The organism is Phormidesmis sp. 146-12 (assembly GCF_052939495.1).
This window is the reverse complement of the sequence record NZ_JBJPHS010000026.1, coordinates 1-26971: the sequence shown is the minus strand read 5'-3', so window position 1 is coordinate 26971 and position 26971 is coordinate 1. Positions and strand designations below refer to the sequence as shown.

General features: G+C 48.9%; 24 protein-coding genes. 19 read left to right on the top strand and 5 right to left on the bottom strand.

Annotation, left to right across the window (positions count from 1 at the left end; translation table 11 throughout):
• The first annotated feature begins 486 nt into the window (after nt 1–486).
• Nucleotides 487–1140, top strand: a complete 654-nt coding sequence (locus ACKFKF_RS13135; RefSeq protein WP_446868115.1) for a TMEM165/GDT1 family protein — start codon at nt 487–489, stop codon at nt 1138–1140.
• Between the two features lie 510 nt (nt 1141–1650).
• Here ACKFKF_RS13135 and ACKFKF_RS13130 read toward each other — a convergent pair.
• Nucleotides 1651–1908, bottom strand: coding sequence for a chlororespiratory reduction protein 7 (locus tag ACKFKF_RS13130; RefSeq protein ID WP_446868114.1), 258 nt, complete (start codon nt 1906–1908; stop codon nt 1651–1653).
• Nucleotides 1909–2060: 152 nt separating this feature from the next.
• On the opposite strand from ACKFKF_RS13130, the gene ACKFKF_RS13125 reads away from it, so the two are divergent.
• The 5 genes from ACKFKF_RS13125 (at nt 2061) to ACKFKF_RS13105 (ending at nt 9569) form a co-directional block, all read left to right on the top strand.
• Nucleotides 2061–3032, top strand: a complete 972-nt coding sequence (locus ACKFKF_RS13125) for a YegS/Rv2252/BmrU family lipid kinase (protein WP_446868113.1) — start codon at nt 2061–2063, stop codon at nt 3030–3032.
• A 233-nt stretch (nt 3033–3265) separates the two neighbouring features.
• Nucleotides 3266–6439 carry a PAS domain S-box protein gene (locus ACKFKF_RS13120; RefSeq protein ID WP_446868112.1) on the top strand — a complete coding sequence of 1058 codons (3174 nt, stop codon included), beginning with the start codon at nt 3266–3268 and terminating at the stop codon, nt 6437–6439.
• Entirely contained in the window at nt 6427–7377 is a 951-nt protein-coding gene (locus ACKFKF_RS13115; RefSeq protein WP_446859860.1) for a diguanylate cyclase domain-containing protein, read from the top strand. The genes ACKFKF_RS13120 and ACKFKF_RS13115 overlap by 13 nt, the downstream gene beginning before the upstream one ends.
• Nucleotides 7378–7970: 593 nt before the next feature.
• Nucleotides 7971–8516: a hypothetical protein gene (locus tag ACKFKF_RS13110; RefSeq protein WP_446868111.1), complete on the top strand. Its 546-nt coding sequence runs from the start codon at nt 7971–7973 to the stop codon at nt 8514–8516.
• Nucleotides 8517–8735: 219 nt separating this feature from the next.
• Nucleotides 8736–9569: a histidine kinase gene (locus tag ACKFKF_RS13105; RefSeq protein WP_446868110.1), complete on the top strand. Its 834-nt coding sequence runs from the start codon at nt 8736–8738 to the stop codon at nt 9567–9569.
• Between the two features lie 238 nt (nt 9570–9807).
• Here the strand turns inward: ACKFKF_RS13105 and bchH are convergent, their stop codons facing one another.
• Nucleotides 9808–13491, bottom strand: a complete 3684-nt coding sequence (bchH, locus tag ACKFKF_RS13100) for a magnesium chelatase subunit H (RefSeq protein ID WP_446868109.1) — start codon at nt 13489–13491, stop codon at nt 9808–9810.
• Between the two features lie 420 nt (nt 13492–13911).
• On the opposite strand from bchH, the gene ACKFKF_RS13095 reads away from it, so the two are divergent.
• The 11 genes from ACKFKF_RS13095 to ACKFKF_RS13045 all read left to right on the top strand — a co-directional run bounded on the left by ACKFKF_RS13095 (nt 13912) and on the right by ACKFKF_RS13045 (nt 20844).
• Nucleotides 13912–14379 (top strand): hypothetical protein, encoded by a 468-nt coding sequence (locus tag ACKFKF_RS13095; protein WP_446868108.1) that lies wholly within the window; start codon nt 13912–13914, stop codon nt 14377–14379.
• Between the two features lie 488 nt (nt 14380–14867).
• On the top strand, nt 14868–16610 hold the full coding sequence (locus tag ACKFKF_RS13090) for an N-6 DNA methylase (protein ID WP_446868107.1): 1743 nt from the start codon (nt 14868–14870) through the stop codon (nt 16608–16610).
• A complete protein-coding gene (vapB, locus tag ACKFKF_RS13085; RefSeq protein WP_446868106.1) occupies nt 16610–16828 on the top strand; it encodes a type II toxin-antitoxin system VapB family antitoxin in 219 nt (72 codons plus the stop codon). The genes ACKFKF_RS13090 and vapB overlap by 1 nt, the downstream gene beginning before the upstream one ends.
• The gene (locus tag ACKFKF_RS13080) at nt 16825–17226 is read left to right on the top strand and encodes a type II toxin-antitoxin system VapC family toxin (protein WP_446868105.1); all 402 of its coding nucleotides are present in this window, start codon (nt 16825–16827) and stop codon (nt 17224–17226) included. The genes vapB and ACKFKF_RS13080 overlap by 4 nt, the downstream gene beginning before the upstream one ends.
• Nucleotides 17223–18539 carry a type ISP restriction/modification enzyme gene (locus ACKFKF_RS13075; RefSeq protein WP_446868104.1) on the top strand — a complete coding sequence of 439 codons (1317 nt, stop codon included), beginning with the start codon at nt 17223–17225 and terminating at the stop codon, nt 18537–18539. The genes ACKFKF_RS13080 and ACKFKF_RS13075 overlap by 4 nt, the downstream gene beginning before the upstream one ends.
• 59 nt (nt 18540–18598) lie before the next feature.
• Nucleotides 18599–18802: a hypothetical protein gene (locus ACKFKF_RS13070; RefSeq protein WP_446859866.1), complete on the top strand. Its 204-nt coding sequence runs from the start codon at nt 18599–18601 to the stop codon at nt 18800–18802.
• A gap of 2 nt (nt 18803–18804) precedes the next feature.
• Nucleotides 18805–19071 carry a type II toxin-antitoxin system RelE family toxin gene (locus ACKFKF_RS13065; protein ID WP_446868103.1) on the top strand — a complete coding sequence of 89 codons (267 nt, stop codon included), beginning with the start codon at nt 18805–18807 and terminating at the stop codon, nt 19069–19071.
• 264 nt (nt 19072–19335) lie between these two features.
• Nucleotides 19336–19581, top strand: coding sequence for a type II toxin-antitoxin system RelN family antitoxin (locus ACKFKF_RS13060; RefSeq protein WP_446859868.1), 246 nt, complete (start codon nt 19336–19338; stop codon nt 19579–19581).
• Nucleotides 19574–19930 carry a type II toxin-antitoxin system RelE/ParE family toxin gene (locus ACKFKF_RS13055; RefSeq protein ID WP_446868102.1) on the top strand — a complete coding sequence of 119 codons (357 nt, stop codon included), beginning with the start codon at nt 19574–19576 and terminating at the stop codon, nt 19928–19930. Before ACKFKF_RS13060 ends, ACKFKF_RS13055 begins: the two co-directional genes overlap by 8 nt.
• 57 nt (nt 19931–19987) lie before the next feature.
• Nucleotides 19988–20221 carry a DUF6737 family protein gene (locus ACKFKF_RS13050; RefSeq protein WP_446868101.1) on the top strand — a complete coding sequence of 78 codons (234 nt, stop codon included), beginning with the start codon at nt 19988–19990 and terminating at the stop codon, nt 20219–20221.
• Between the two features lie 275 nt (nt 20222–20496).
• Complete coding sequence (locus ACKFKF_RS13045; protein ID WP_446868100.1) at nt 20497–20844, top strand: hypothetical protein; 348 nt, start codon at nt 20497–20499, stop codon at nt 20842–20844.
• A 260-nt stretch (nt 20845–21104) separates the two neighbouring features.
• Here the strand turns inward: ACKFKF_RS13045 and queC are convergent, their stop codons facing one another.
• Nucleotides 21105–21794 carry a 7-cyano-7-deazaguanine synthase QueC gene (queC, locus tag ACKFKF_RS13040; protein ID WP_446868099.1) on the bottom strand — a complete coding sequence of 230 codons (690 nt, stop codon included), beginning with the start codon at nt 21792–21794 and terminating at the stop codon, nt 21105–21107.
• Nucleotides 21795–21881: 87 nt separating this feature from the next.
• On the opposite strand from queC, the gene ACKFKF_RS13035 reads away from it, so the two are divergent.
• Entirely contained in the window at nt 21882–23225 is a 1344-nt protein-coding gene (locus ACKFKF_RS13035) for a 16S rRNA (cytosine(967)-C(5))-methyltransferase (RefSeq protein ID WP_446868098.1), read from the top strand.
• A 167-nt stretch (nt 23226–23392) separates the two neighbouring features.
• Nucleotides 23393–23809 carry a tellurite resistance TerB family protein gene (locus ACKFKF_RS13030; RefSeq protein WP_446868097.1) on the top strand — a complete coding sequence of 139 codons (417 nt, stop codon included), beginning with the start codon at nt 23393–23395 and terminating at the stop codon, nt 23807–23809.
• A 63-nt stretch (nt 23810–23872) separates the two neighbouring features.
• Here the strand turns inward: ACKFKF_RS13030 and psb35 are convergent, their stop codons facing one another.
• A complete protein-coding gene (gene psb35 / locus ACKFKF_RS13025; protein ID WP_446859875.1) occupies nt 23873–24085 on the bottom strand; it encodes a photosystem II assembly protein Psb35 in 213 nt (70 codons plus the stop codon).
• Between the two features lie 130 nt (nt 24086–24215).
• Nucleotides 24216–26501 (bottom strand): transglycosylase domain-containing protein, encoded by a 2286-nt coding sequence (locus ACKFKF_RS13020; RefSeq protein WP_446868096.1) that lies wholly within the window; start codon nt 26499–26501, stop codon nt 24216–24218.
• Nucleotides 26502–26971 lie beyond the last annotated feature (470 nt).

Genomic DNA, 26971 nt, shown 5'->3' with positions numbered 1-26971 from the left:
TTTTCTACTAATTACGAGTCGATTGCTAGGCAGGCTCTCAAAAATCAATTTAGGCTTACTAGGTAGAGGACTCTATTCCATCAGATTAAGTATAATTTGGCGATCGCCCCCTCATTAGTGTCACTTTATCTTTGATGTGTCCTTCCATAAAAATTGAAATCTCGATCGCTCACCCCCAAAGACCTATATAATTGCATCAGTTTGAAGGGGAGTAGCTGCTGGTCAAAAACCAGCCCATTTGAATCAACATACTGGCGATGAGCCTGGTTCAAGTGACAAGAGACAGAAAAGGGATGAGGGGTTGCCGCTAGCGGCACGCTGCGCGAGAGGGATGAGTTAAACCGCTCGGCAACCTCAAAACTTAAAACCTGGCATTCTTGCAAGCGAGACCTTCACTAAGTTCACATCTGTTGTGGGCTTGGTGGAGTCGTCTGCATTCTCATCAAGTCACCTCAGATGCCACCACAATTCTGAGGAGCTTGACCGATGTTGAGTGCTTTTATGGCTGGGTTGACCTTAATCACCATTAATGAGCTGGGCGACAAGACATTCTTTATTGCCATGTGTCTAGCGATGCGTCACCGCCGCCGCTATGTGTTTGCGGGTTCGATCGCGGCGTTGTCGCTGATGACGATTCTCTCGGTGGCGCTGGGTCAGCTTTTGGGACTGTTGCCCCAACCGATCATTCACTACGGCTCAATTTTGCTCTTTGTCGGCTTTGGGTTCAAGCTGCTGTATGACGCTTACAAAATGCCTCCAGAATGTGGCAATCAGTCTCTCGCAGCAGACGATCGCCTCCTCGACTGTGCCAGCGATGCCGAACGAGAAGCCGTCGCCGCGATCGCTCAAGCAGAAGCCAACTTAAAGAAAAAGACTCCCTTCGCCATCTGTTTAGAAGCGTTTGTGCTGGTGTTTATGGGCGAATTGGGCGATCGCACTCAGATCACCACCATTACCCTGGCCGCCACCAACAATGCCCTGGGAATTACCCTCGGCTCGATCGTCGGACATGGAATCTGCACCGCGATCGCCGTTATGGGAGGCAGACTGATCGCCGGACATATCTCAGAACGTATGGTAACCACGATCGGCGGCATTTTGTTTTTGGTGTTTGCGGGCGTGTCCTGGTTTGAGGGTTGAGGGAGAAAGGAGGGATGAGGGCTGAAATTAGGCAGCTTTGGCGATCGCACCTCTAATCAAACGTGAATTCGATAAAGTTTTTTTGCTTCATTCTTCAGCGCTTCTGCCCCCCAAGCTGCCAATTTTGAGGGACTTGCAGACAAGATTTTGGTTCAAAGTCCCTCACTCGTGGGGGATTTAGGGGGCTGCCTGTTCAAAGTCCCTCACTCGTGGGGGATTTAGGGGGCTGCCTGGATTAAAAACCGCAGCGAAAGATTTCATCGAATTCACGTTAATCAACTCCAAAAGTTATGAAACTCTGATTCATCAGTTGTTGAGAGTAAGTGCTTCACAAATTGCTTTGGAACTGAATTTGCGCTTACTCAAACGAAGTCTACCTTCGCAGACTCGAAAACTGATTCAGAGTTTTAATCATCTGCGACGGCGATTTTTGTTTTGGTAAATGTAGTTTTGACCACCCAACAAAAAGCTTTGTCTTTGATTTTTTGGTGACAAATCGCACCCCTCTTCCTACTTCTCTAATCGCACCGCATACCACTGAAGATATTGCCCCGCCCCCATATCTAAATCGCAAGTCGTGTCTAGCAGATGCTGGGCTTGATCTGCCACCGTTGAAAACCTCTGCACATCTGGGGGCAACGCATCTTGACGTTCAGACAAAATCGATCGTAGCTTTTCTAACATCTCGTCAGCGGTCAAAAATTGCTCTGGTTGGTCGGTTTCTAGCACCACAAAATGCTCTTCCTGGTACATCAAAGAATCTGCCATAATTCGCTCCCAATTTAGCTACGTCTATTGTGACAGTTCAATCACAAAATGTTGATTTACAACCCGGAAATCCATCGTCGGTATGAGCTTTCAGCCAGGGCAAACATGTTATCTAGAAGTCATCCGTCTAGTTTCTATACCAAACTTTTATTATGCGCTCTGCATTTCTCATCTTTAACCCTGTTGCTGGACAAGGCAACCCCGACCAAGACCTAGAAACGATCAAAGCATTGCTGGCTGACATCGAACTGGATATTCACCTGACCACCGAAGAAATAGATGCTGACCATTTAGCAGAACAGGCGATCGCTCAAGGGGTCGATGCGGTGATTGCTTCTGGTGGCGATGGCACCCTCTCGGCGGCGGCGACAGCCCTGGTGGGGACGGGCATTCCGTTAGGGGTGATCGCGCGTGGCACCGCAAATGCGTTTGCAAATGCGATGGGCATTCCGACGACGATCGAAGCCGCTTGTGAAACTATCTTACAGTCCAACACCAAAACCGTCGATGCAGCCTTCTGTAACGGCAAACCGATGGTTCTTTTAGCAGGAATCGGCTTTGAGGCAGAAACGGTGGAACGCGCCGATCGCGAAGCCAAAAATCGCTTTGGAATGCTGGCTTACGTGCTAGCCGGACTCCAACAACTTCGCAATCTAGAACCCTTTGAAACCGAAATCGAAACGGAAGATAAAATCATTTCGGTTACAGCGTCTGCGCTAACGGTGGCCAATGCAGCTCCGGCAACTTCCGTATTGGCTCAAGGGCCGGCGGGCTTGATTGTCGATGATGGACTGCTCGATCTGACGATCGTCGCCCCTTCTAATAAAGCAGGCGCGATCGCCGCTACTTATCACTTACTGCAATCGGCTCTGAGTGGCACCCCAGCCGAGCGTGACGATATTGGCTACCTACGAGCCAAGCGGTTTAAGATCACGACAAATCCGCCTCAGAAAGTCGTTTTGGATGGCGAAATGGTCGGAGTGACACCCGTAGACATTGAGTGCGTTCCGGGAGGGCTAACGATTTTTGTGCCCCTAGTTGAAGAAGTCGTGCCCACCGAAAAGCTAGAAGGGCTGCCTGATCTCGTCGTTGAAACCAAAGAATCTCCAGAATTTGCTAGCTAGTTGCCAGATACTCCTGAATTCTGCTTGACACCGATGAAGTTTGCTTGATACTAATCATCAAGGGTTGCAATATAACTAAAGAAGTGGCCAAAAAATTCCGTGGACGTTGACCCACTGAAAGACGGGAGTCCAGCAAATATCTCCGTGGCTCCTGACTTGGGTTATCCAGTCAACTTCCATTGCGAAAAGAAGAGGCACCTGGCTAGATTAGTCATCCGTAAGAGCGAACTTGAATGCTTGCAGTGACTGTTGAGTGGGCTTTTCTGAGTGCAAATGCGATCGCGGCACTCTGCAACCTTGCTCTGCTGATTTTTTTGATTCGGCGGCTAAGGCAAAAAAAGTCGCGTCTAAAGACTCATCCCATCGCCCGTCGTCTGATCCAGCAAGCGACTCACCTGCTCACCGATCAGGAGTCTCTGCACCATCAATCGATCGCCGTTGTCGCCGCTATGGACGGGATCGCGATTCTCAGCGACGACGGTCAGTTTCTCTATCTCAACGATGCTTATTTAAGAATTTTTGGCTACCAGCACAGCCGCAATCTGGTGGGCAAATCGTTGACGACGCTCTATTACCCCGATGAGATGGCGCGGATCGAGGGAGAAATCTTGCCCATCCTGCACCGAGAAGGTCAATGGCGCGGAGAAGCGATCGCCAAACGTCAGGACGGTAGCACTTTTTATGAAGAAATCTCGCTCACCCTCACTCAGGGCGGATTTATCTGCATCTGTCGCGACATCACCGAAGCCAAACAGTCCGAGGTGCGCCTGCGATTATTAGAACGGGCGATCGGAGCCAGCAGCAACGGCATCATCATCACCGACGCGACGCTGCCCGACAATCCCATGATCTATGTGAACCCTGGCTTTGAGCGGATCACAGGCTACAGCGCCGATGAAGTCGTGGGCAAAAATGGGCGCTTTCTCGAAGGCCCCGAAGCCAACCAGATGGCTTTAGAATCTCTGCGAAGCGCCATCAAAGCGGGAGAAGATTGCGTCGTCAACCTGCGAAACTACCGCAAAGATGGCACCCTCTTTTGGAACGAGCTTTCGGTTTCTCCGGTTCGCGATGCCCAGGGGCGATTGACCCACTATGTCGGCGTACAGACCGATACCACAGAGCGCAAACGAGCCGAAGATGCCCTACAGCGCCAATATCAGCGCACATTACTGCTGAGACAGATTACGCAAGAAATTCGGCAAAGTCTGGATACCCAGCAGATCGTCCAAACCACGGCCACGCAGATTGGTCGAGCCTTTCGGGTCAATCGCTGCCTGATTCACGCCTATGTGGGCACCGCCGATGACGCACTCCTTTCTGGGTTTGAGCTATCTCAATTGGAGACCTCTTCGCCCAAGATCCCGATCGTCGCTGAGTATCTAGAATCTGGCTGGCCGTCTCTATTTGGGCTAGAAATCCCCCTTGAAGGCAACCTTCACGTCGAAGCGATGCTCGGTTCCGATCGAGCCATTGCCTCTTTGAATGTCTACATTGACCCACTGCTGCACCCGGTGGTCGGGCTTTGCCAACAGATTCAGCTTAAATCCATGCTGGCGATTCGCACCTCTTATCAGGGGCACCCCAACGGATTGATCAGCCTACATCAGTGTGACTCGTTTCGGCAATGGAGCGAGGACGAAATCGAACTGCTCGAAGCCGTCGCCGATCAGGTGGGAATTGCCCTCGCCCAGGCGCGTCTGTTAAAGCGAGAAACCCTTCAGCGCGAAAAACTGACCAATCAGAATGTGGCCTTAGAACAGGCCAAAAAAGCCGCAGAAGATGCCAACCGAGCCAAAGGCGAATTTTTGGCCACCATGAGCCACGAGATTCGCACGCCGATGAATGCGGTGATTGGCTTGACGGGACTCTTGCTCGACATGGAGTTGACCCATCAGCAGCGCGACTTTATCGAAACGATTCGGGGCAGTGGCGACACGCTGTTGACGATCATCAACGACATTCTCGACTTCTCAAAAATTGAGTCTGGCAAACTCGAATTAGAACAGCAGCCCATCGATCTGCAAGCCTGTGTCAGCGACTCGATCGACCTGCTGATCACCAGAGCCGCCGAAAAGAAACTGCACCTGTCCTACAAAATCGCCCCAGATCTGCCCAGAACGATTATTGGTGACGCAACTCGACTACGACAAATTCTCGTCAATCTGTTGAGCAATGCCATCAAATTTACCGACAAAGGAGAGATTTTAGTCACCGTTCAAGCCGATCCCAACGCCCCACGCACGTCTCACACCTCCCTTCGTTTTGCTGTCCAGGATACCGGAATTGGCATTCCGCCCGATCGCATGGATCGCCTCTTCAAATCCTTTAGTCAGGTTGATTCTTCGACCAGTCGCCAATATGGAGGCACCGGACTAGGACTAGCAATCAGCAAACGTCTGAGCGAAATGATGGGCGGTCAAATGTGGGTCGAGAGCAACGGACAAGTCGGGGGAGATCCGCCTACTCAAGTGCCTCGCGTGATTGCCAGACAAGGCTCTACGTTCTACTTCACAATCACCGCAAAGTCCGTATTGATCGTGCCCCCGCCGCCTCAACTGGTACAGGAACGATCGCCCGCCTCCGAGGAAGCCTGCCCGATCGACCCTTATCCCCTGCGGATTTTGCTGGCTGAGGACAATGTGGTTAACCAAAAAGTCGCCCTGCATCTCCTGCAACGGTTGGGCTATCGCGCCGATGTCGCTGGAAACGGGCTGGAAGTGTTAGAGGCCCTGCGCCGTCAAGCCTATGATGTGGTTTTGATGGATGTCCAGATGCCAGAAATGGACGGGCTGATTACCACTCAGCAGATTCATCAAGAGTGGGCCCCTCGGCTGCGCCCCTATATCATCGCTATGACCGCCAACGCCATGCAGGGCGATCGCCAAACTTGTCTAGATGTCGGCATGGATGACTACCTGAGCAAGCCGATTCGGATCGAGGCTTTGATGCGGGCACTCAATCAGGCTCACCGGGACAATGCCTTTAGACTCGCGTTGGGAGGCACTCCGACAGATCCGTCTGGGCGATCGACCCCGCGCACTTCGCCCGATCGCATCACCCTCAACCGCAAAGCGCTGCAAGCAATCCGCAGTCTGGCTAATGAAGGAGAAACCTTTCTAGCTGATATTATTAACAGCTACCTGCTCGATGCGTTCAAACTGGTGCAAACGATTCAAACAGCCGCCGAAACCCAGGATTGGCTCGCCCTACAACAGGCAGTCCATACCCTCAAATCGACCAGCGGCATGTTGGGCGCGATCCAGTTGGCCGAATTCTGCCGAGAGTTGGAAACCCTACTGCAACTGGGAACTCTAGAAAGTGTTGCCTCAAAAGTATGCCAACTGGAGGCTGAATACGACAACGTGAAAGCTTCGCTCAACCTGGAACTTCAGCAATGTCAGAGATAATGCGCTCTAACCATAATCCTCCGTTGATTCTGGTCGCTGATGATGACAAAACGACTCGGATTGGGTTGCGCCAAGCGATGGAGCAAGACGGCTATCAGGTAGTAGAGGCGATCGACGGTGAGGCCTGCTTGACCCTATTTTCGCGACTGCGCCCCGACGTGGTTTTGCTAGATGCGATCATGCCTGTGTTAGATGGGTTTGCCTGCTGTAAGCGGATTCAAGACCTGTGCGAAGGGGGCAGCAAGACTCCTGTTTTGATGATCACGGGGCTAGAGGATCAAGAGTCGGTGGATCAGGCCTTTTCGGCGGGGGCGGTCGATTACATTACCAAGCCGATTCATTGGGCGGTGCTGCGGCAGCGAGTTCGGCGATTGATCCAGCAGGTGCGCCTCTATCAGCAGCTTGAAGAAGCCAACCACGAACTTCAGCGTCTCGCGTCGTTTGATGGGCTGACTCAGGTGGCCAACCGTCGCCGTTTTGATGAGTATCTCCAGCAAGAATGGTCACACATGCTGCGAGAGCAGTTACCGTTGTCGCTGATTCTTTGTGATATTGACTGTTTTAAGCTGTTTAACGACACTTACGGGCATCAGGCGGGCGATGACTGTCTCAGGCAGGTGGCCCAGATTATTCAAAATGCGGCGAAACGAGCGATCGATTTACCTGCCCGCTATGGCGGCGAAGAATTTGCGGTGGTTTTGCCGACGACTGATCTTGAGGGGGCAATTCAGGTGGCGCAGGAGATTCAATTAGGAGTCAAGCGCTTGAAAATTGCCCATCTGACCTCTAAAGTCGAGCCGATCGTCACGGTGAGCTTGGGGGTGACGATGACGATTCCGACGCAGCACAAGCCTCCAGAGACGCTAATTACGGCGGCAGACAAGGCGCTTTATCAGGCCAAGGCAGAAGGGCGCGATCGCTACTGCACGATTGTCTAGCTACCTCAAATGGAACAATCCAGCCGTAGGTTTCATCTAATCTATTAGCGATTTGGATTTCTTGCGATCGTTCCTGTTGCTAAGTAGGAAGTGAGGGAATCAGGCAGCGATCAATTCTCAAGCTTAAAGAAACTGGATTAATCGTCACTTGAAATCAGTTTCGCATCACAGGTATAGAGAGCCAGAGAGCTTATTTTTTGCGCTGGCTTTTGTGAATCACAGGTAGTATTTACCGAACTTAATTGCACCTTTAACTAACAGAAACTCTGTAATTTATTGCTTCTCAAGACTAAAACATTACGGAATTTATGTGACAGTTTGCAAACAGACCATCAGACTACAAATCAAACCGAGCCACACACTAAAACTATAGATATGAGAGGTGAATACCCATCAGGAACTAACCACTCTTTGTTTCCGGGCAATTAAGTTTCAACTGCTTCCAACCGACTCATCAAAACTTTTGAGATTCCTTCAAAAAGTCCCTTGATTAAATTAAAAGCTTGTTGAAATCCCTGGAACAATTCAATCAATTCTTACGACTTAGAAAGTAAGAAAGCAAACACAAACTCACGTCACTCAGGGATACGAAAATGAAACTCTCTCTTAAGTCCGTTGCCCTTCTTTCGACTCTTTCCATTGCAGCCGTTGCTCCTCTTTTCTTAGGTGCGGGTTCCGCTTCGGCTCAACCCATCGGCACTCAAACCGATCGCTTCGATCGTAGCTATGTGGGCGCTGGCGCTTCGGCAGGCGTAACCAATGGAGGACGCACTAACGATGCGGCTGTATTTGGTGGAAACATTCAAGGTCGTTTTGCAGTTCCGAATGCGCCTGTTTCTGTGAGAGGGACTGTCCTCTATACAGGCAAAAACAGCGCTGTGATTCCGACTGTGACCTATGACCTGCCTGTGAGCAGAAACACCAACGTTTATGGCGGTGCAGGCTACTCTTTTGTGCAAAACGAAAATCAGTCTTCTCAAATCGGCAACAAAGACGCGGCAGTAATTACGGCGGGTGTCGAGTCTCAAGTTGCTAAGGGTGTGGTGGTCTACAGCGATGCGAAATATGGCATCAACGCTTACCAAGGTAGCAATTCAGGTGCTTTGAGCGTGCAAGCGGGTGTTGGTCTCAGCTTCTAATCTCAGCTTCTAATTAAAGAAATCGGGTGCAGCTTCCTTTGTGAGATAGCTATCATCTGAACTCCTAACGGCTTCTGATCGAGTGATCGAGGCCGTTTTTTTGGCTTTTCCCGTCTAAAGAGAGAGGTTAAAGGTGAGAAACTTCGTCATATTGAAATTGAAGACAGATATTGCTTAAAAATACTCGATCGTAAGACGTATTCCTATTAGGAGAAAACCATGACGAATCCTGTCAAAGAAAAGATTTCAACTGATTTGAAGCAAGTTAAAGAAGTGGGACAAGTGCGTACCGATCGCATTCGTGAAATTGTCAGATCTGCGGTTTCTCAAGTGACTTCAGAAGTCAAAATTGGCTCTAGTGAACTGCGATCGATTGTCAAAGATGCGTTTACTTCTGCGCTATCTGGCATTCAAGAGAGTGGTGAACATGTTAAGGAAGAAGTAACCGCTTCGGTGGAAGGCGTGATCGAAGGCATCAGTCGGGCGCGTCAGCAAAAAATTTCTGAAACTGAGTCAGAAGTTAAGCGGCTTCAAGCGCAATTAGACGAGCAAGAAGGCGAACTTGAACAGGAAGTCGAAGAAGGACTCGCGGGACTCAAGGACGCAAGCAAAGACATGTCTGCTGAAGTGCGGGAGCAAATTGAGCAAGCGATCGCTACCATCCGCGACAGTGAGGAGGTTGCTTTGTTGAAGAAACGGTACGCCCAACTGCAAGCGCAAGCAGCCATTTTGAGAGCCAATCTTGCGGCTCGAAGTGAAGGCTATTACGATCGCGCTCAAGAGCATTTAGACGATGCCAAAAAATGGTACGAACAGGCGCGTCCTCAAGCTGAGTCTCTCAAAGGTCAAGCGGATCAAAAGGCAGCCGAATTAGAATCAAGTTTGGGTGAAGCAGGAACGGCGTTAGCGAAAAGAGAACGTCAGGTTCGTAAATTGCTCAAAGATCTCCTCAAGCAGGCCACAGATTTGATCAAAGAGTCCGACAAGGAAACGCACAAAGCGAATCACGAGTTGCCGCCTGCTAGAAAGATCGAGCGCGATCGCGAACTGTAATTAACCATGAATTTGCTGGGTTATTTTTTCGCTTCGGTGTTTAACCCTTCAGCCCCCTAAATCCCCCACGAGTGAGGGACTTTGAACTAAGCTTCCTCTCTTAAAGTCCCCCAGAATGGGGGGTTGGGGGGCAGAAGTTCCAAGCAAGGAAGCGAAAAAATCATTAAATTGACATTGACAGAATCTCCGATCGCTCCAATGCACGGGGATTTTTGCGTTTACGGTAATTTTGAATTACTTAAAGTGTTGCGGTTGGGGTGACTCCTTCGATCGCTTCGTCTGCTGTCTCGTAGAGTTCTCGTAGCGTTGTCAGTTTGTCGGGATCGGGTTGCCAAAATCCTCTGCCGTTTGCTTCTAAAAGTCTGCCGACGATGTTGCGAAAGGCTTCTGGGTTTGATTCTTTGAGTCTGTTTGCCATGTCTGAGTCGAGCGCGTAAGTATCAGCAGACTGGTCATAAACCCATTGGTCTTTAAAGTCTATGGTGCCACTCCATCCGATTAGCGCAGTCATTCGCTGAGAGATTTCGTAGGCACCTCCTGATCCTTGTGTAGCCATCGATTCTGCCCATTTGGGGTTGAGTAATTTGGTGCGGTATTCTAGCCGTAACAGGTCTTCTAAATTGCGCGGTGTGGTGTCTTTTGAGAAACTTTCGACAAAGCTGGCTTGTACCTTTTTACCCTGCTGATTTTCTGCGGCGCGTTTCAGTCCGCCTGTGTTGGCGTAGTATTCTTGAATGTCGGTTAAGCCATATTCCACAGAGTCAATTTCTTGAACGATCCGATCGGTCGTTTTCAACAGCGTTTCTAAGACCTGCGATCGCGCTTCTCCTTTGTCCTTTCTGCCATAGCTGAAGACGTTTCGACCTTGCCAAGTTTGCGCGAGTTCGTCTCCAGATTCCCAGTTTCCAGCAACCACTTGATCGTTGACTAGCGAACCATAGTCGCCTGCTGGATTTGAGAAGAGTCTTGCGGATGCGTTCTCAACCCCTTGCGATCGCAGACTCAAAACATGCTTACGGATGAAGTTTTGGTCTTCTGGCTCGTCTGCGTCTGCCGATCGCTGAAATAGATCATCTAGCAGTTCGATAATGTTGACGAAGCTATCGCGAAAAATGCCGGAGAGATTCGCCAGCACATCGATACGAGGATGTCCGACGATTTCGAGCGGCTGCAATTCATAGCGCACAATTCGACCTGTACCTTCTTTGACGGGGACTGCACCCACCAGTTCGAGCAAAATTCCCAGCGATTCGCCTTTGGTTTTGATGGCATCCAAGCCCCAGAGCATGACGGCTACGGTTTCGGGATAGGTGCCGTGTTCCTGCAAATGTTGGGTGAGGATTTTTTGAGCGATCGCTCGTCCTCTCTCATAGGCAGCCGGAGAAGGCATCCGATAAGGGTCAAGCGCGTGGATGTTGCGTCCCGTTGGCAAAACACCTGCTCCATCGCGCAGCAAATCACCCCCCGGCGCAGGCGGAATGTATTCACCGTTGAGACCGCGCAGCAGATTCGTCAATTCGTCTGTGTTTTGAGCCAGCAGATTGCGAATTTTGTCGGCTTCGAGAAGCTGATCGCTGTTTAGAATCTCTTGATCAAAGTAGGCGTTGAGGTAGGTTTCTAACGCTTCTGGGTTGGGAGGTTCGCCTAGTGTGTGCAAGCCGGATGAGAAGAGCCGATTTTCGAGAATTTGCAGATATTCGTAGAGTTTGACTAAATACTGATTGAAAGCATCGCGGCTAAAGAGTCCAATGGTTTCTGGCGTGAAGGCAATGCCCAGGCGTTTTGCATCGTCAAAGGGACAGTCGGTATCCAGTCCTGTATCTGCGATTTTTTTGGCGATCGCACTTCTCAACAAGTCATTCTTTTCGGGATCTTCTCGATATTCTGCGATCAACTCTCTGAGAGACATTAATTCTTTGTATAAGCCCGATCGACCATAGGGCGGCACGTTGTGAGAAATCAGCACGCCATAGCCGCGACGTTTGGCGAGAATCGATTCTGAAGGATTGTTTGCCGCATAAATGTAGAGATTTGGCAAATCGCCCAAGAGAATGTCAGACCACGAATAGCCCGTGTTGCCCAACGGAGAACCCGGCAGCCATTCGACCGTGCCGTGCATTCCAAAGTGAATCAGCGCATTCGCCTGCAAGTCTTTTTGCAACCACTGATAAAAAGCAGCATATTGCGGATGAGGGGTCAAATCTCGCTCAAACATCAGCCGCATCGGATCGCCCGAAATTCCCAAGGGGGGCTGTACGCCAATCCACACGTTACCCAGTTGCACTCCGCCCCAAACCAGATCGTCGCCCAATGTCTTGATGCCGCTTCCTGAAAGCGATTTCCACTGTTTTTCGACTCGTGATGTGAGCAGATAGCCGAGCCATTTTTCGAGCTTGCGTGTGGAAATTGAGGTTTGATCAGGGTGAATGTCTGTGTCGGCTGCTTTGACTTGACGAATCAGATCTTCGCCATCTTCGGGCAGGTCGCCGACGGTGTAGCCTTGTTCTTTGAGTGCTTTGAGCAAGTTGAGTAGCGATCGCGGCACGTTCAATAAAGCAGCCGTTCCCGTCGCACCATAGCCCGGTGGAAAGTCGTAGAGAATAATGGCGAGTTTGCGATCGCTCGTTGCAGTTTGATGTAGTTGAATCCACTGTTTGAGCCTGCCTGTGAGCCGTTTGACGCGATTGGGAATCAGGTAAATCTTTTCTCCGACCAAGCCGCCCAAGGGAATCGTGTCGATCGCCCCATCCAGCTCTGGTAATGCGTACAGTACAACGCTTTGCAATCCGCCGATTCCCTGCTGTGTCCAGGAGTGGATGTCTTGAATCAACAGCGGTGCGGCAACCATATAGGGCACGTTTTTGGCGCTGAGAATCCGTTTGGCAACTTCGATCTGACGACCTGCTTCCATTGAGCCAGCGGGGCCGCCGACTAGCGGGAATCCAATGGTGGAAACGATCGCATCCACAGTCACCGCCTCAGCCGACAACGAGGGCGTTTCTCGAATTCCTTTCTGGCGTTGCGCTTGCTCATAAGGGGTCGTCATCCAATCGCGGACGGCGACATGTCCCTCAACGCCGTTGATAAAAATCGGCAACGGAATCAAACCAGCCTGCTCAAACTGACGAATGAGTTGCGGAATGTAAGGCTGTTTGGTGATGACGTGTTTGCGATAGAGGAGAAGGGCGATCGTGGGAAGGGATGAAGAGAGGGAGGAGGGAGGAGGGAGGAGGGAGGAGGGGGTTTGTTTGGTGGCGTACCAGTCCAAGTACTGTTGGGGAGACTCGAAGTAGCCTGCGTAGTCGGGGTGGAGGAGTCCGATGTTGGGGGTTTCGATCGGGGCTGCAATTTCGCCAATTTCTAGACCGAGGTACTTTTCGGCCAGCGTCCAAAATAGGGCTGCCACGTTGTCGGAGCCGCCTGCATTCCAGTAGCCGTAAACAATTAGCCAGTTTCGCAAATCCTGGACTTTTTGCCCTGGGACAAACTTCAGCAGCTTGGGGCCGACTTTGAGAAAACTAATGTAGCCCGCTAACTTGTCTTCTTCGCGCCCATTACTGAATTTGTCGAGAATGAATTTGACGGGCTTCGGCATTCCTTTGGGCTTGTCTCCAATGGCGAATTTGCCCAACTGCGTCAAACTCATCAACTCCAACGCTGACTCAAAGACGAGACGAATGGGAATGCGCTTCACCCGTTCTCTGAGCCACATCACTTGATCGTAGTCAAACAACAAACTTCCAAAAAACACGTCAGCCGTTTGCAGGGCCGCTTCGACTTGAGTGGGATTGGCGGCGAGATCGCGATCGCTAAACACCAAAATATCCAAGGCTGGGCACCGTACCTGAGCAACCTGGGCCGCCTGCCGATAGAGGTCAGCGTTAAATGACTCAAAGCCCGCAATCAAAACAATGCGCTTCATGCCCGTTATTAGCCTGTTGTTGAGAAGTGTGGAGTCTCTCAAGTTTAACGTCAGTCGAAATGACAAAAGCGGTCAGGAGATTGGAGGTTGGACATTAGACTCTAGACTTTGGACATCAGACCTGGGACGGATTCTGGAATCACACGACAAATCTAAGAGGGCGTTTGAAAAGTATAAGAAGCTGCTTTGCTTCGTTGCTGTCCTGCCCTGGACTGAAAGTCAGGGCTAACCTGTGCGAAGTCCACTAAAGGGACTGAAGAGTGTATGTGGATTGGCTTTTAGTCCCTTCAGTGGACTTAATTCGGTTAGCCCTGACTTTCAGTCGAGGGGCGGGTGAATGCGATAAACGATACTTTTCAAACATCCTCTAAGGCAGTTTGGGCACTCTATAGGCATTGACTCCTAAAAATTTTGACGACGATGAATAGAATCAGTACAACGTTGACGAAGGCAGATAGAGAAGCGGTGATGGAAGCGATCGCGACGATCAAATCAAAGCTGCCGTTTTTGGTGGGTTTGACGGCGGAGCAGCGTCAGGGGTTGCCCAAGATGGGCGATAAGAGTCGGGCGTTTGTAATCAAGGCGCTGGAGTTGGCGACGCAGAACCCGGACTTTTTGCCTCGTGCGTTTGATTTAGATGAAATGCGGCGCGATGTGGAATTGTTTGAAGCGATGTATCCCATTGTGGTGGCGCTAAGTCAGCTACAGACGTTGGTGGATGATACGACGATGGCGGCGGGAAGTGAGGCGTATGCGGCCGCGTTGCAGGTGTATGGTTATGCGAAGGCGAGTGGTCAAGGCGCTGGGCTAGAGGGAGTTTTGGGGGAATTAGGACAACGATTTCACCGCAAACCTCGCCAACCGAAGAGTGATCAGCCGACTGCGTAGAGATTAGCCCGATCGTTTAGTTTCTGAAACCTAATCTTGGAGCTACAAGCTTGAAAGTTGGAGTAAATAACTCGGCTTTTTGAGTTCGTAGCTCCTTTTTTTGAGGTTGAAACTCGGCTCATTGAGTTCTGAGGTCAAATTCTTGAGTTCTCAACATGGTTAATTGAGTTCTGAGGTCAAATTGTTGAGGTTTGAACCCGGCTGGTTGAGTTCTAAGGTCAAATTCTTGAGGTTTGAACCCGGCTAATTGAGTTCTGAGGTCAAATTATGAAGTAAAAAGCTTGAATGACCGAGTTTTGCACATAACGGTTGCAGGTCTGAAGCTGAAAGGCGCACGTCTGGACGAGAATCATTATGCTTTAGAAACGATAAACACTGTTTCAAGCGGCGGTGGTCAGAGATTGAGTCAGTCTCTCGATCGTTTTGCTACCTTGAATACAATTGAGACTATAGCCGCTTCTGTTCACTTGACCTCGTTGCCCGAAATCATGTCTAGACTCTTGATCACGCAGTATCACGCAGACGTTCAAAAAATTATTCAATACGGTGGTTCTCGCAATGAGGGCGCAATTAGTGGGGCGTTTTTCAATCTGCTGAATGAGTATTGCAAGACGCGAGACTTTGTTTTGATCGGTCAGTTGGAGTATCCAGCGAAGAATGGCAAGATGGTGCGTCCAGATGGCACCGTCAAGGATGCGCTGCGGTTGGATTGGGGATTTTGGGAAAGTAAAGATGAGGATGACGACTTGGATCGAGAGATTGCCAAGAAGTTTGCCAAAGGCTACCCCAATGACAATATTTTGTTTGAAGATTCTCAGACGGCGGTGCTGATTCAGGCGGGTCAAGAAGTATCGCGGGTGTTAATGAAAGATGCCGACGCGCTCGATCGTCTCCTCAATGCCTTTATCAACTACGTGCGCCCAGAGGTGAAGAGTTTTCGGGAGGCGATCGAGAGCTTTAAGGGTGATCTGCCGACGATTGTTGAGACGCTGCGATCGCTCCTTCAGCAGCAGGATCAGACAAACGTTAACTATCAGCAAAGCCGCGATCAGTTTTGGCAGATGTGCCAAGATTCGATCAATCCTGCAATCGCCTTATTGGATGTGCAGGAGATGATTATTCAACACATTTTGACGGAAGATATCTTTCTCACGGTGTTTAGTGAGTCGCAGTTCCATCGCGATAATAATGTTGCACGAGAATTGAATAAGATTATTGATACATTTTTCACCAAAGCGACGCGGAAGAACACGCTGAGTTCTATCGATCGCTATTACACGGTGATTAAACAAAAGGCTGCAAGTATTGCCAACCATCATGAGAAACAGAAGTTTTTGAAGGTGGTGTATGAGAATTTTTATAAGGCGTATAACCCGAAGGCTGCCGATCGCTTGGGGATTGTGTATACGCCGAATGAGATTGTGCGATTTATGATCGAGAGTGTCGATTATTTGCTGCACAAGCATTTTAATAAGCTGCTGGCTGATCCGGGGGTGAAGGTGCTTGACCCAGCAACGGGCACGGGCACTTACATCACAGAGTTGATCGAATATTTGCCGCACGACAAACTTAAGCATAAATATCAGCATGAAATCTTTTGTAATGAGGTGGGCATTTTGCCTTACTACATTGCCAACTTAAATATTGAGTTTACTTATCAGCAAAAGATGGGTGAATATGAGGAGTTTCAAAATATTTGCTTTGTCGATACGTTAGATCACACCAGTTTTGAAGGGAAGCAGGGTGATTTGTTTGCGATGAGCATTGAGAACACGGAGCGAATTAAACGTCAGAACGATCAAGAGATTTTTGTAGTGATTGGCAACCCTCCTTATAATGCTTGGCAAGAAAATTTTAATCAAAGAAACGCAAACCGTTTTTATAAAGCGATCGACGATCGCATTAGAGAAACTTACATTAAACAAGGCACTGCTCAAAACCAGATCGGTGTGTATGATATGTACACTCGTTTCTACCGTTGGGCAGCCGATCGTTTGGGCAAAAACGGGATTGCTGCATTTGTTACAAACCGTTCGTTTATTGACTCTAAAACGTTTGATGGATTTCGGAAGCATCTTGAAAAAGAGTTTGATTATGTTTATATTGCTGACACGCGATCGGATGTTCGCAGCAATCCTAAAATTTCTGGAACGAAGCACAATGTTTTTGGTATTCAGACAGGTGTAGCGGTAATGTTTCTAGTTAAAAAATCAACAAAGGAGGACAAATAATGTTAGAGACTTCCATTCTAGAGAATCTTGAGAAGCTGCCTGAATCGTTAAAGCAGGAAGTTCTTCACTACACTGAGTTTTTGGTTAAGAAGTATGGGTCAGAAAAGCTCGAAGCAGAGACACCAAAAAAGAAGCGTCAAGCCGGAATTTTGAAGGGTAAGATTTGGATGTCAGATGACTTTGACGAGCCGCTTGAAGACTTCAAAGACTATATGTGAAAGACTTGTGTATAAAAATAATGCTGCTAGACACACACACCTTAATCTGGTTTTTTGACGATAATCCTAAGCTACCATCAGCAGTAAAGGAGAGAATTGAAAACGCTGATACAGTTTTTGCCAGCATCATCAACTTTTGGGAGATTGCGATCAAGCTTGGTTTAGGAAAGCTGGAGATAAAATATTCATTTCATGAATTGCCGCAGCTACTCAACCAGCTTGAAATTCAACTTTTGCCACTCTCGTTTGCAGACACAGAGCAATATCTTACTTTGCCACTCTATCACCGCGATCCGTTCGATCGCATGTTAGTCGCCCAGTCAATCACAAACTCTCTGATTATCATCAGTCAAGATAAACAGCTAGATTCATATCCAATTCAACGGTTTTGGGCATGAGAAAAGCTCAAATTTTCTACTTCTCAATGCGAGATGAGCAAACTAGAGAAGAAAAGCTCAAATGGTTTGCAGATACAAAATTTGCTGATATCCCCTTTCAGCACATTCAGCCAGACCAAAAAGGAAATTGGATTAACTTAACTGATAATGACTTTGATAGTCTTCTACCATTGCTTGACAAAGAGGTAAAAGCTGGAAAATTTGATCAAGCAATTTTTGAACTTTTTTCGTCTGGTATTAAGACCCAGAGAGATGAATGGGTTTACAGCTTCTCGAAAGAGAGTTTAGCTGAACAAATGAAATATTTTGTAGCAATTTATCAAGATAAACTTGAGGATTCTACAATTAGAAAATTCGATATCAAGTGGGATAGAGAACTGGAGAAGTATCTAGTTCGCAGAATTTCTAAGACTTTTGAAATAGATAAAATTCGGATCAGTCTCTATAGACCTTTCACCAAGAAATATCTCTATTTCGATAAACATTTCAATGGAATGATTTATCAGTTGCCAATCATCTTCCCTATTTCAAGAAGTGATAATCAAGCAATCTGGATAAAATCTGGCGTTGACGGTGATAAATTTTGTCTTGGAATTGAAGATATTCCTGATGTTTTGACTAATGGGGGTTCTCAATGCCTTCCTCTCTACCGCTATAACAAAGATGGAACTCGCATTGACAACATTACCGACTGGGGCTTAACCCAATTTCAAACCCACTACAACGATCCCAAAATCATCAAGCAAAACATCTTTCACTACACCTACTCAGTCCTTCACCATCCCGCCTACCGCACCAAATACGAACTCAACCTCAAACGCGACTTCCCTGGCCTGCCCTTCTACGACAACTTCGCCCAATGGGTCACTTGGGGAGAGCAATTGATGGAACTGCACATCGGATATGAAACCGTTGAAGCATTTGAATTGGTTCGGAAAGACGAGAAAAATGAGGAAGCAAAGACACCCAAAGCAAAACTCAAAGCGGATAAAGTAAACGGTGTAATTATTCTCGACGACATCACCCGCTTAGAAGGCATCCCCGCGATCGCTTGGGACTATAAACTCGGCAACCGTTCCGCTTTGGAATGGATTCTTGATCAATACAAAGAGAAAAAGCCTAAAGATTCAACGATCGCTGCTAAATTCAACACTTACCGTTTTGCTGACTACAAAGAACAAGTGATTGATTTGCTCGATCGAGTTTGCACCGTCAGCGTCGAAACCATGAAAATAATTCAACAGATGCCAGACGTGAGAAAACTTTCCAAAACAGGGTTAGAGAAAGCGACTCTTTTGGAGAACTGCAAATAAATAGCAGCCATTTGGTACGATCGAGATCAAACTCGACGCTTAAAACGGAAGGAGAGAGTATGCCTGAGCTGAGCCTAGATCAAAACCAACTCAAGGAAATTTTGAAAGCAGCGATCGTAGAAGTTCTTCAAGAGAACAGAGAGGAATTTTCTGAACTGCTTGCCGAAGCACTAGAAGATATTGGGCTACAGCAGGCGATCGTAGAAGGCGAAACTACAGAGTTAGTTAGCAGAGAAGCGATTTTCAAAGTTCTGGGATCGTAGTTGTGGAAGTATTCTTTAGAAAAAGCTTTGAGAAAGATTTAGGCAAACTGCGAGACGAAACATTGCTTACGAAAATCAAAGCGCAGATCGAATGCGTTGAAAGTGCTGAGACCTTGCAAGACGTGAGTAACCTCAAAAAACTCAAGGGCGAAGACAATCACTACCGCATTAGGATTGGAGATTACAGAATTGGACTAACTGCTGATGAAGACATTATCACCTTCGTAAGAGTTTTACATCGCAAAGAGATCTACCGATACTTTCCTTAGCATCCCTTTCAAAAGCTCCTAAAGCAAATGTCTCTGCACAAACGATTAGCAGACGCAAAAATGGCTTTAGACAAAAAGACGATCGAGCAGCAATCAAAGTCACCGATCGCCAAATTGATCAGTTAGTTTATGAATTGTATGAGTTGACCGAGGCAGAGACGCGATCGTAGAGGGTAAATAACTCTAATTCATTAGCTACGATCGACTGGATAAACCAGCAACTCAAAGCACTCGACCTACAACTAGAGACATTTCAGGAAAACCATGAAAGCCGTCAAAGCCACCGGAAGCATTAACGAACAAGGTCAACTTTTGTTAGATCATCCCTTAACTGCCAGTAAAAATAGCCGCGTTGAAGTCATCGTTCTCATCCTGGAAGAACCAGATAGCGACGAAACCGAGCAGACCAAAGAAGCCATCCTAGAAGATTTTCGCCAATCGTGGCACCAAGCGATGACCGGACAAACCATTCCCGTTGCTCAGATTTGGGACAGTATCGACGATGACTGAGCCTCTGATTATTCAAGTCGAAGCATCCCCAGTCTTCAATCGCAACCTACGCACACTTGCAAAAAAATATCGCGATATTCGTCGTGACATTGAGCCGATTATCGAACAGCTTGAACTTGGAGAACTCCCCGGCGATCGAGTTCCTGACATAGGGTATGAAGTCTTCAAACTACGAATCAAAAATAGCAACATTCAAAAAGGCAAAAGCGGCGGCTATCGTCTTCTCTACTACGTTAAAACTGCAACAACCATTATTTTATTAACCATTTACACTAAATCTGAACAAGTCAATATTGCTGCGGATGATCTTAGACAAATTATTTTGGATTATGACCAACGCGAAGTGTAAGTCCAGTGACCGCACTGCTACGATCCTCTCAGCGTCTAGAAACTAATGGAGAGCCTAATGAGCGTTTGGAACTATAAGCCCTGGTGGTGTCAGCCGTGGTCGATCGGGCTTACAGGCGTAACGGCGATCGCGGCCAGTTGGCTGCTATTCAAACTCATTTGGCTGACGGTGCTGGTTGCGATTCCGATGGTGACGTGGATGGGCTTTTTTATACTCGTCTATCCCCGAATGATGCAGGCGAGTTTAGAAGAATACGCTCGTTCATCTTCTGATGAGAACTCGATCGAATAAAAAGATTTACTTGACGCGGATCAAATTTCCAGATATTCTCTCAAATCAAGGACATCTTTTCGTCACAGGAAAGCGGTCTGGTCGCCCAAAAAATCTAGTCTGTCGCCACCCAAAGTTGTTAGCGCAACAGAGGGCAGCTAACCCACGAGACTGTACAGGCAGTCCGGAGGGCTAATGGAGAATTTTATCACTCCTTTGGCCGCTCTGACTTGTCACGATCGTCGGGGCGGCTAGTTTTTTGGGTTTCTTCGGAAACTTAAAATTGGAGTACCCACATGGCAGAGCGCTTATTGAACGCTGGTTTTTGGCTGTGCGATTTCGCCTATGCATTCTTAGAATTGATTCAACGTCGTTTCCTTCCCGATACCATTCCTCGTTTCACAATTACTTCGCTTCGCATTCCGCTTCAGGATCTTTTACCTGACGTTGCCATTCCTCATTCTGATGAGTTTGAAATCCTGCGGGTGTTAATTATCGGTTCCTCAGACGGGGTAATGGAGACGATTCAAAACCTCCACGTTCGACGATTTGCGAATGCTACGGACTGGAGTCCTTTGCTGCCTGCGCCCTCGTTTGGCGAAGTGATGAGCATTCTCACCCGACAGCGCCGCAAATTAACGTGAATTCGATGGGAGTTTTTCGCTTCGGTCTTCAGCGCTTCTGCCCCCCAACCCCCCAATCTGGGGGACTATTAGATACTATTCTTCGTTCAAAGTCCCTCACTCGTGGGGGATTTAGGGGGCTGCCCGATTCAACAACCGTAGCAAATAGCCCGATCTCTTTGAGTTACCCGCAAGGGGTCGCTTCGAGTTACCCGCAAGGAGTCGCTTTGAGTTACCCGCAAGGGGTCGCTTTGAGTTACCCGCAAAGGGATCGCTTCACGTCACCGCCACTGCCAAATTGGGTCGTCAATTCCCGCCTCTCGAAAGCCTCGATCGCGCAACAAACAGGCGTGACACTTTCCACAGCCACCTTTGACCCCGGCGTAACAGGTGTGAGTCAGCGACATCACTTCCTCAAAACGATCGCCCAACACCTCCCGCGCCAACTGCACTGAGTCTGCCTTGGTCAAATTCATTAACGGCGTGTGAATTTCAAAAGCATGGGGTTGACCGTAGAAGCCTTCACCGAGCGCGATCGCCATTGCATTCACAAAACTTTGACGGCAGTCCCAATAGCCCGCAAAGTCAGTTTCACACACCCCAATAAAAATGTCTCGAATTCCTAAACAAACAGCCCGATTAGCAGCCAGCGTCAAAAATAGAATATTACGTCCTGGAATGAAGGTCGATTCAACGCCTGTGGGCAGTTCCTCTACAGACGCATACTCGTCCAGCGACGCATCACTGACTAGCGGACTTGTGCTGTTGAGAATCGAACCGATCGCGCTCACATCATGCTTGAGATTCAACGCTTTGGCAACGGCGATCGCGCTTTCCAATTCAATCAAATGACGCTGCTGATAATCAAACGTCACGGCGTGGACTTCTTGAAACTGCTGAAGCGCGATCGCGGCACACGTCGTAGAGTCCTGACCGCCAGACAAAATAACGAGCGCTTTAGAAGAAGACATAAGATTTGCCCCAAGACCACAGACGTAGAACGATAGACTAAAAACGGTTCGCTCAGACGAATCACTCCACAATAAAAGGTTAGCCCGTTGTCCAAAGTTCCTCAAAATTCTCGTCAGTTGGCATTTTTTGCGCTGCGATCAATCTATCAGGGTGCGTTTGCCGATGTTGCGCTCGATCAGGGGTTGCGTCAAAATGGGCTACCCGATCTCGATCGTCGTCTGGTGACAGAATTGGTCTACGGGTCGGTGCGTCGTCAGCGATCATTGGATGCTCTGATCGACCAGTTTGCCAAAAAGAAAGCCATTCACCAGCCGCCCGATCTGCGCGTGATCTTGCATCTAGGATTTTACCAACTGCGCTATCTCAATCAAATTCCCGCTTCGGCCGCGGTCAACACCACGGTAGATTTGGCCAAACAAAATGGCTTCCCCGGACTGACCGGATTTGTGAATGGACTCTTGAGACAATACCTGAGAGCCAGTGAAACCGCTGACCCGCTTCAACTGCCCAACAATCCTATAGAACGATTGGGAATTTTGCACAGCTTTCCCGATTGGATTGTACAAGTCTGGTTTGATCAGTTTGGACTAGAAGCGACCGAAGCCCTGTGTGACTGGATGAATCGATCGCCCCAAATCGTCTTGAGAATCAACACCCTAAAAACCACCCTAGAAACGGTCGAATCCGCACTCCAAACGGCAGGCATTCAAACTCAGCGAGTCCCCCATCTGCCCCAAGCGCTCCAGCTTCAAAATCCAGGCTCCATCCAAAAACTTCCCGGCTTTCAAACTGGCGATTGGATCGTCCAAGACAGCAGCGCCCAACTGGTAAGTTACCTTCTCGACCCCCAGCCAGAGGAAACGATCGCCGATGCCTGTGCGGCCCCCGGCGGCAAAACCATGCACCTCGCAGAACTGATGAGCGATCGTGGCACCGTTTGGGCCGTTGACAAAACCCCGTCTCGCCTCAAAAAACTGAGAGAAAACGCCGATCGCTTGGGCTTACAGTCGATTCAGATTTGCACAGGTGACAGTCGAGCGTTACCTCAATTTGTGGGGAGGTGCGATCGCGTTCTAATCGATGCGCCCTGTTCGGGACTGGGTACTTTAAATCGTCACGCCGATGCCCGTTGGCGACAAACCCCCGACTCGGTTTTAGAACTCGCCCAACTTCAGCAAGCGATTCTCAATCACGCCGCCACCTGGGTCAAACCCAACGGCAGTTTGGTGTACGCAACCTGCACTTTACACCCCGCCGAAAATGAGCAAATCATCCAAAATTTCTTGACTCAGCATCCGGAGTGGAGGGTCGATCGACCTGAATCTACTCCCACACTTGCCCCATTTTTCACGTCTGAAGGCTGGGCCAAAGTGCTACCTCATCACCATAATATGGATGGCTTTTTTATGGTCAGGCTGACGAAGGGATGAGGGATGAGGGATGAGGGATAACTTTGCTCCGCTTGGCGAGGAGGGGTAGAAAGTGAATAAACGTGAATTATTTTGTAAAAGGGGTGGGTAGGATGAAAAGAATTAGAGAGTCGGTTGGTCTGTGTTTCGCAGCAATTTTTCCAGCCCTTCATTCCTCATCTCAATCTATGAATCCTCAGCAAAACGTCAAAACTCTGGTCAAAATCTTGATCGGAACGGCCTGGTTAGATGGCAAAATTCAGCCCGAAGAGCGTCAGTATTTGCAGCAAATCGCCACCGAAAAAGGAGTCGCAGACGACCTAGAAATTCAACCTCTGCTGTATGAATTTCGGGCGGTCAAGCCAGACGAGTGCTATGAGTGGGTGAGAGAATATTTGGGCGAGCGTCCTTCTTCTGAAACCTGCCAAAATCTGATCGAAGCTATCAGCGCACTCATTTATCGCGACGGAACGATCGCCACCGAAGAAGCCAAACTACTTGCGAGACTCCAACTGCTGGACTCTAGCAGCGATTCTGAATCCATTTTTGACAAAGTTTTGACCGAAATTCGCAAACTCTACCAACGAGGAATGAGCAAACTGTAGAGATCAGCCAGACGCAAGCCTCTCTACAGTTCAATATCACTCAAATCAATATCACTCAAATATTTATAGACCAGGCGTTTCTTCTTTTTTGACTTCGGGCACTACATCAGGACGCTCTTTGTCTTCCCAGCCAACCGGACGCTTTGAGTTGTACCAAGCAAGCGACCCGATCGACACCGCCGCAATAAAACCAACCACATAAACCGCCGTAAACGACACCGGAAAATTCATGCCAGTTGCGCTAGTCGCATCATTCAAAACAGCTAAGATATCCATTTGCAAAATTCCTCTTAAACTTTACTAGGGTCAGATTACAAGAGCGAGTGGACAACGACATCTCTCACAGGTACGATCCCCAGATTAAGCCAATCGATCGAAGGAAGCAATCATTTTAGTTTTACACCGCTTAATTGGGGGGAGGCAGCGGATCAGCAGCAGGTGGGGCCGGTTCAGGCGGTGGAGCTTCTTGGGGAGCAGGCTCAGGCGGCGGGGCAGACGATTCGGGAGGCGGGGCGGCTTCTGGCTCAGGGGGAGGAGGAGCCGGAGTCGGATCAGAAGATTCACTACGAGGCGGTTCAGAATAAGGGCGCTCGGCTGGCGGCTCTTCATAGCTGCGCCCACTTCGAGACTCTTCGGGATCAGGCGAATTGCCCAACGAGAGCGATCGCTGCGGTTTGACTGGCTGTGCTTTGATCGACCCCTTGCGATCGTCCAGATTACTAGGAATTTCAGCGAACTTTTGCACAGGCATTCCGCTAATCGCCTCTTTCATAAACTCGTGCCACGCATAAGCAGCCGTACCGCTCGATCCCCATGTGGGTGAGTTGTCATCGTTGCCCAGCCAGACTCCAGTCACCACTTGCGGAATAAAGCCAATAAACCAGAGATCGCGTGCTTTCTCAGAGGTGCCTGTTTTTCCGGCGACGGGGCGATCGAGACTGGCAGCCCGTCCGGTTCCCTCGTTAACTACATTTCTCAACATCCAAGTCGAAATTGCTGACGTTTCTGCATCCAGGACGCGCTTTGGCTTGTAATTTGCGTCATACAACACTTGACCCTTGCTGTTGAGGATGCGCCGAATGCCATGTGGCTCGATCGCATTGCCTTGAGCAGCCAGAGTTCCGTAGGCGCTAACCAACTCCAGCAGATTGACCTCATAGGCCCCCAACGCCAGAGAATAGGTTGGCTCCAGCTTAGAGCGAATGCCCATCCCCTTTGCCAGCTTGATTGCAGGCTCAAACCCGACATCGATCAAGACTTTCACCGCAATCACATTTACCGAGTTGGTGAGCGCATCTCGCATACTCATCCAGCCACGAAATTTGTTGCTGTAGTTTTTGGGCTGATAGCCGTCTACCGAAAATCGCTCATCCAGGTAAGACCGATAGGGCGAAAAGCCCGCTCCGATCGCGGCCGCATAGACAAAGGGCTTAAAGGTTGATCCCGGTTGCCGTTGAGCCTGAGTCGCCCGGTTAAACTGACTTTCTTTGTAAAAATCGTAGCCGCCAACCATTGCCCTGATTTCACCTGTGCGGGGGTCGATCGCCACCAGGGCCGCCTGCTTAAAGTTTTGCCCAGCCCCATCCACCTCAATCGCGTTTTTGATCGCTTTGTCGGCGGCCTTTTGAAACTTAGGACTGAGCGTTGTCTCGACGGTAATGCCGCCTGCGGCCAGGGCTTCCTTCTTAACCAATTTGGGCAACTGCTGCTGCACGTAGTAGGTAAAGTACGGCGAGTCACTCTGGATTTTTTTAGGTTCGCTCGGTTTGACTGTCAGCGTTTCAGCCTTCGCCTTTTCTACTTCCAAGGGGGTCACATAGCCCGCTTCGAGCATCTTATCCAAGACAACGTTACGCCGTTCTCGCGCCTTGTTTAGACTAACCAATGGAGAATAAAGGCTAGGGGCAGGGGGCAATCCGGCGATCGTCGCTGCTTCTGAAAGGGTCAACTGACTCAGCGGCTTGCTGAAATAAATCCAGGCTGCATCCGCCACCCCATAAGCATTTGAGCCGAGGTAAACGACATTCAAATACTTTTCGAGCAGCTTTTTTTTATCAACTTCTCGCTCTAATTTTTGGGCTAACAGCGCTTCTTTGACTTTGCGCCCAAGACTGCGATCTTGATTTAAGAAGACGACTCGCGCCACCTGCTGAGTAATGGTGCTACCGCCTTCGACCAGCCCGCCTGACGTGAAATTTCGCACCATCGCCCGAACGATCGCCTGGTAGTCTACGCCCTTATGCTCATAAAAACGGCGATCCTCAGAGGCGACAAAGGCATTTACCACCTGTTTGGGCATCTGATCGATCTGGGTTTTTTGGCGAGTGGCCGGCCCCAATTCGTGCAAAACAGTCCCATCAGAGGCTCTAATGGTCAGCGTTCCCGGACGAGCAAACGAGGCTAAATCAGCGGGATTGGGAAGGCTGCGATCGATCTCCCAGGCGGCCAGCCGAAACAGCCCAAACCCACCCACCAGTAGCCCAACTAATAGAAATCGCTTCCGCACGATCGGATTTTTGAGCGGCGGCGGCAGTTTTTGCTCAAATTTTTGAACCTGCTGTCCCGTTTTGCTGAATCGAGCCTGTAGCCCCCCCAGTTTAAGGGTTTCGAGCAGCTTGCCCAATCTCCGACTCTTGCGGCGACGAGTCCGTGAACCGGGCCGTCGATTTTGTTCGTTTGTTCCGTCAGTCATGGCTTCCGGCCTGGTTGCTTGGGAGTCGTCTCTGGATATCCCTTTGCGTTTTGAGCCATCCTTTGTCACGTTGAGTGCCTCATCACACCAAAGTTACCGCTTGCGCCTCAGTAGATTCAGAGATGTCAACGTGAGCGGTTTCACTTTGTACAGCGCTAACTGAGGATAGAATCACAATCTGAGTTTCAGGTTGACCGAAAGTGTCGATTCAGTCAACCGTATTATCAAAATGTGATGACTTCTAGAGATTCAGGAATTAAACTACTGCCTCGCCTGTGGAGTCTTTGAGGTCAGTTTACAAGAAGTTTGGGAATAAATGTGAAGATTTGCAAGAAAGATGTCCTTTAGAAGTAGAGAGAAAAATCATCGGTTCACTTACCCAAACGCCAGTTCGATGAAGTTCTTTTACTGGGTTGTTTAACGTCAGTTCGATGAGAGTGACTCGCTTCGTTTCAATCGGCTTCAGCCCC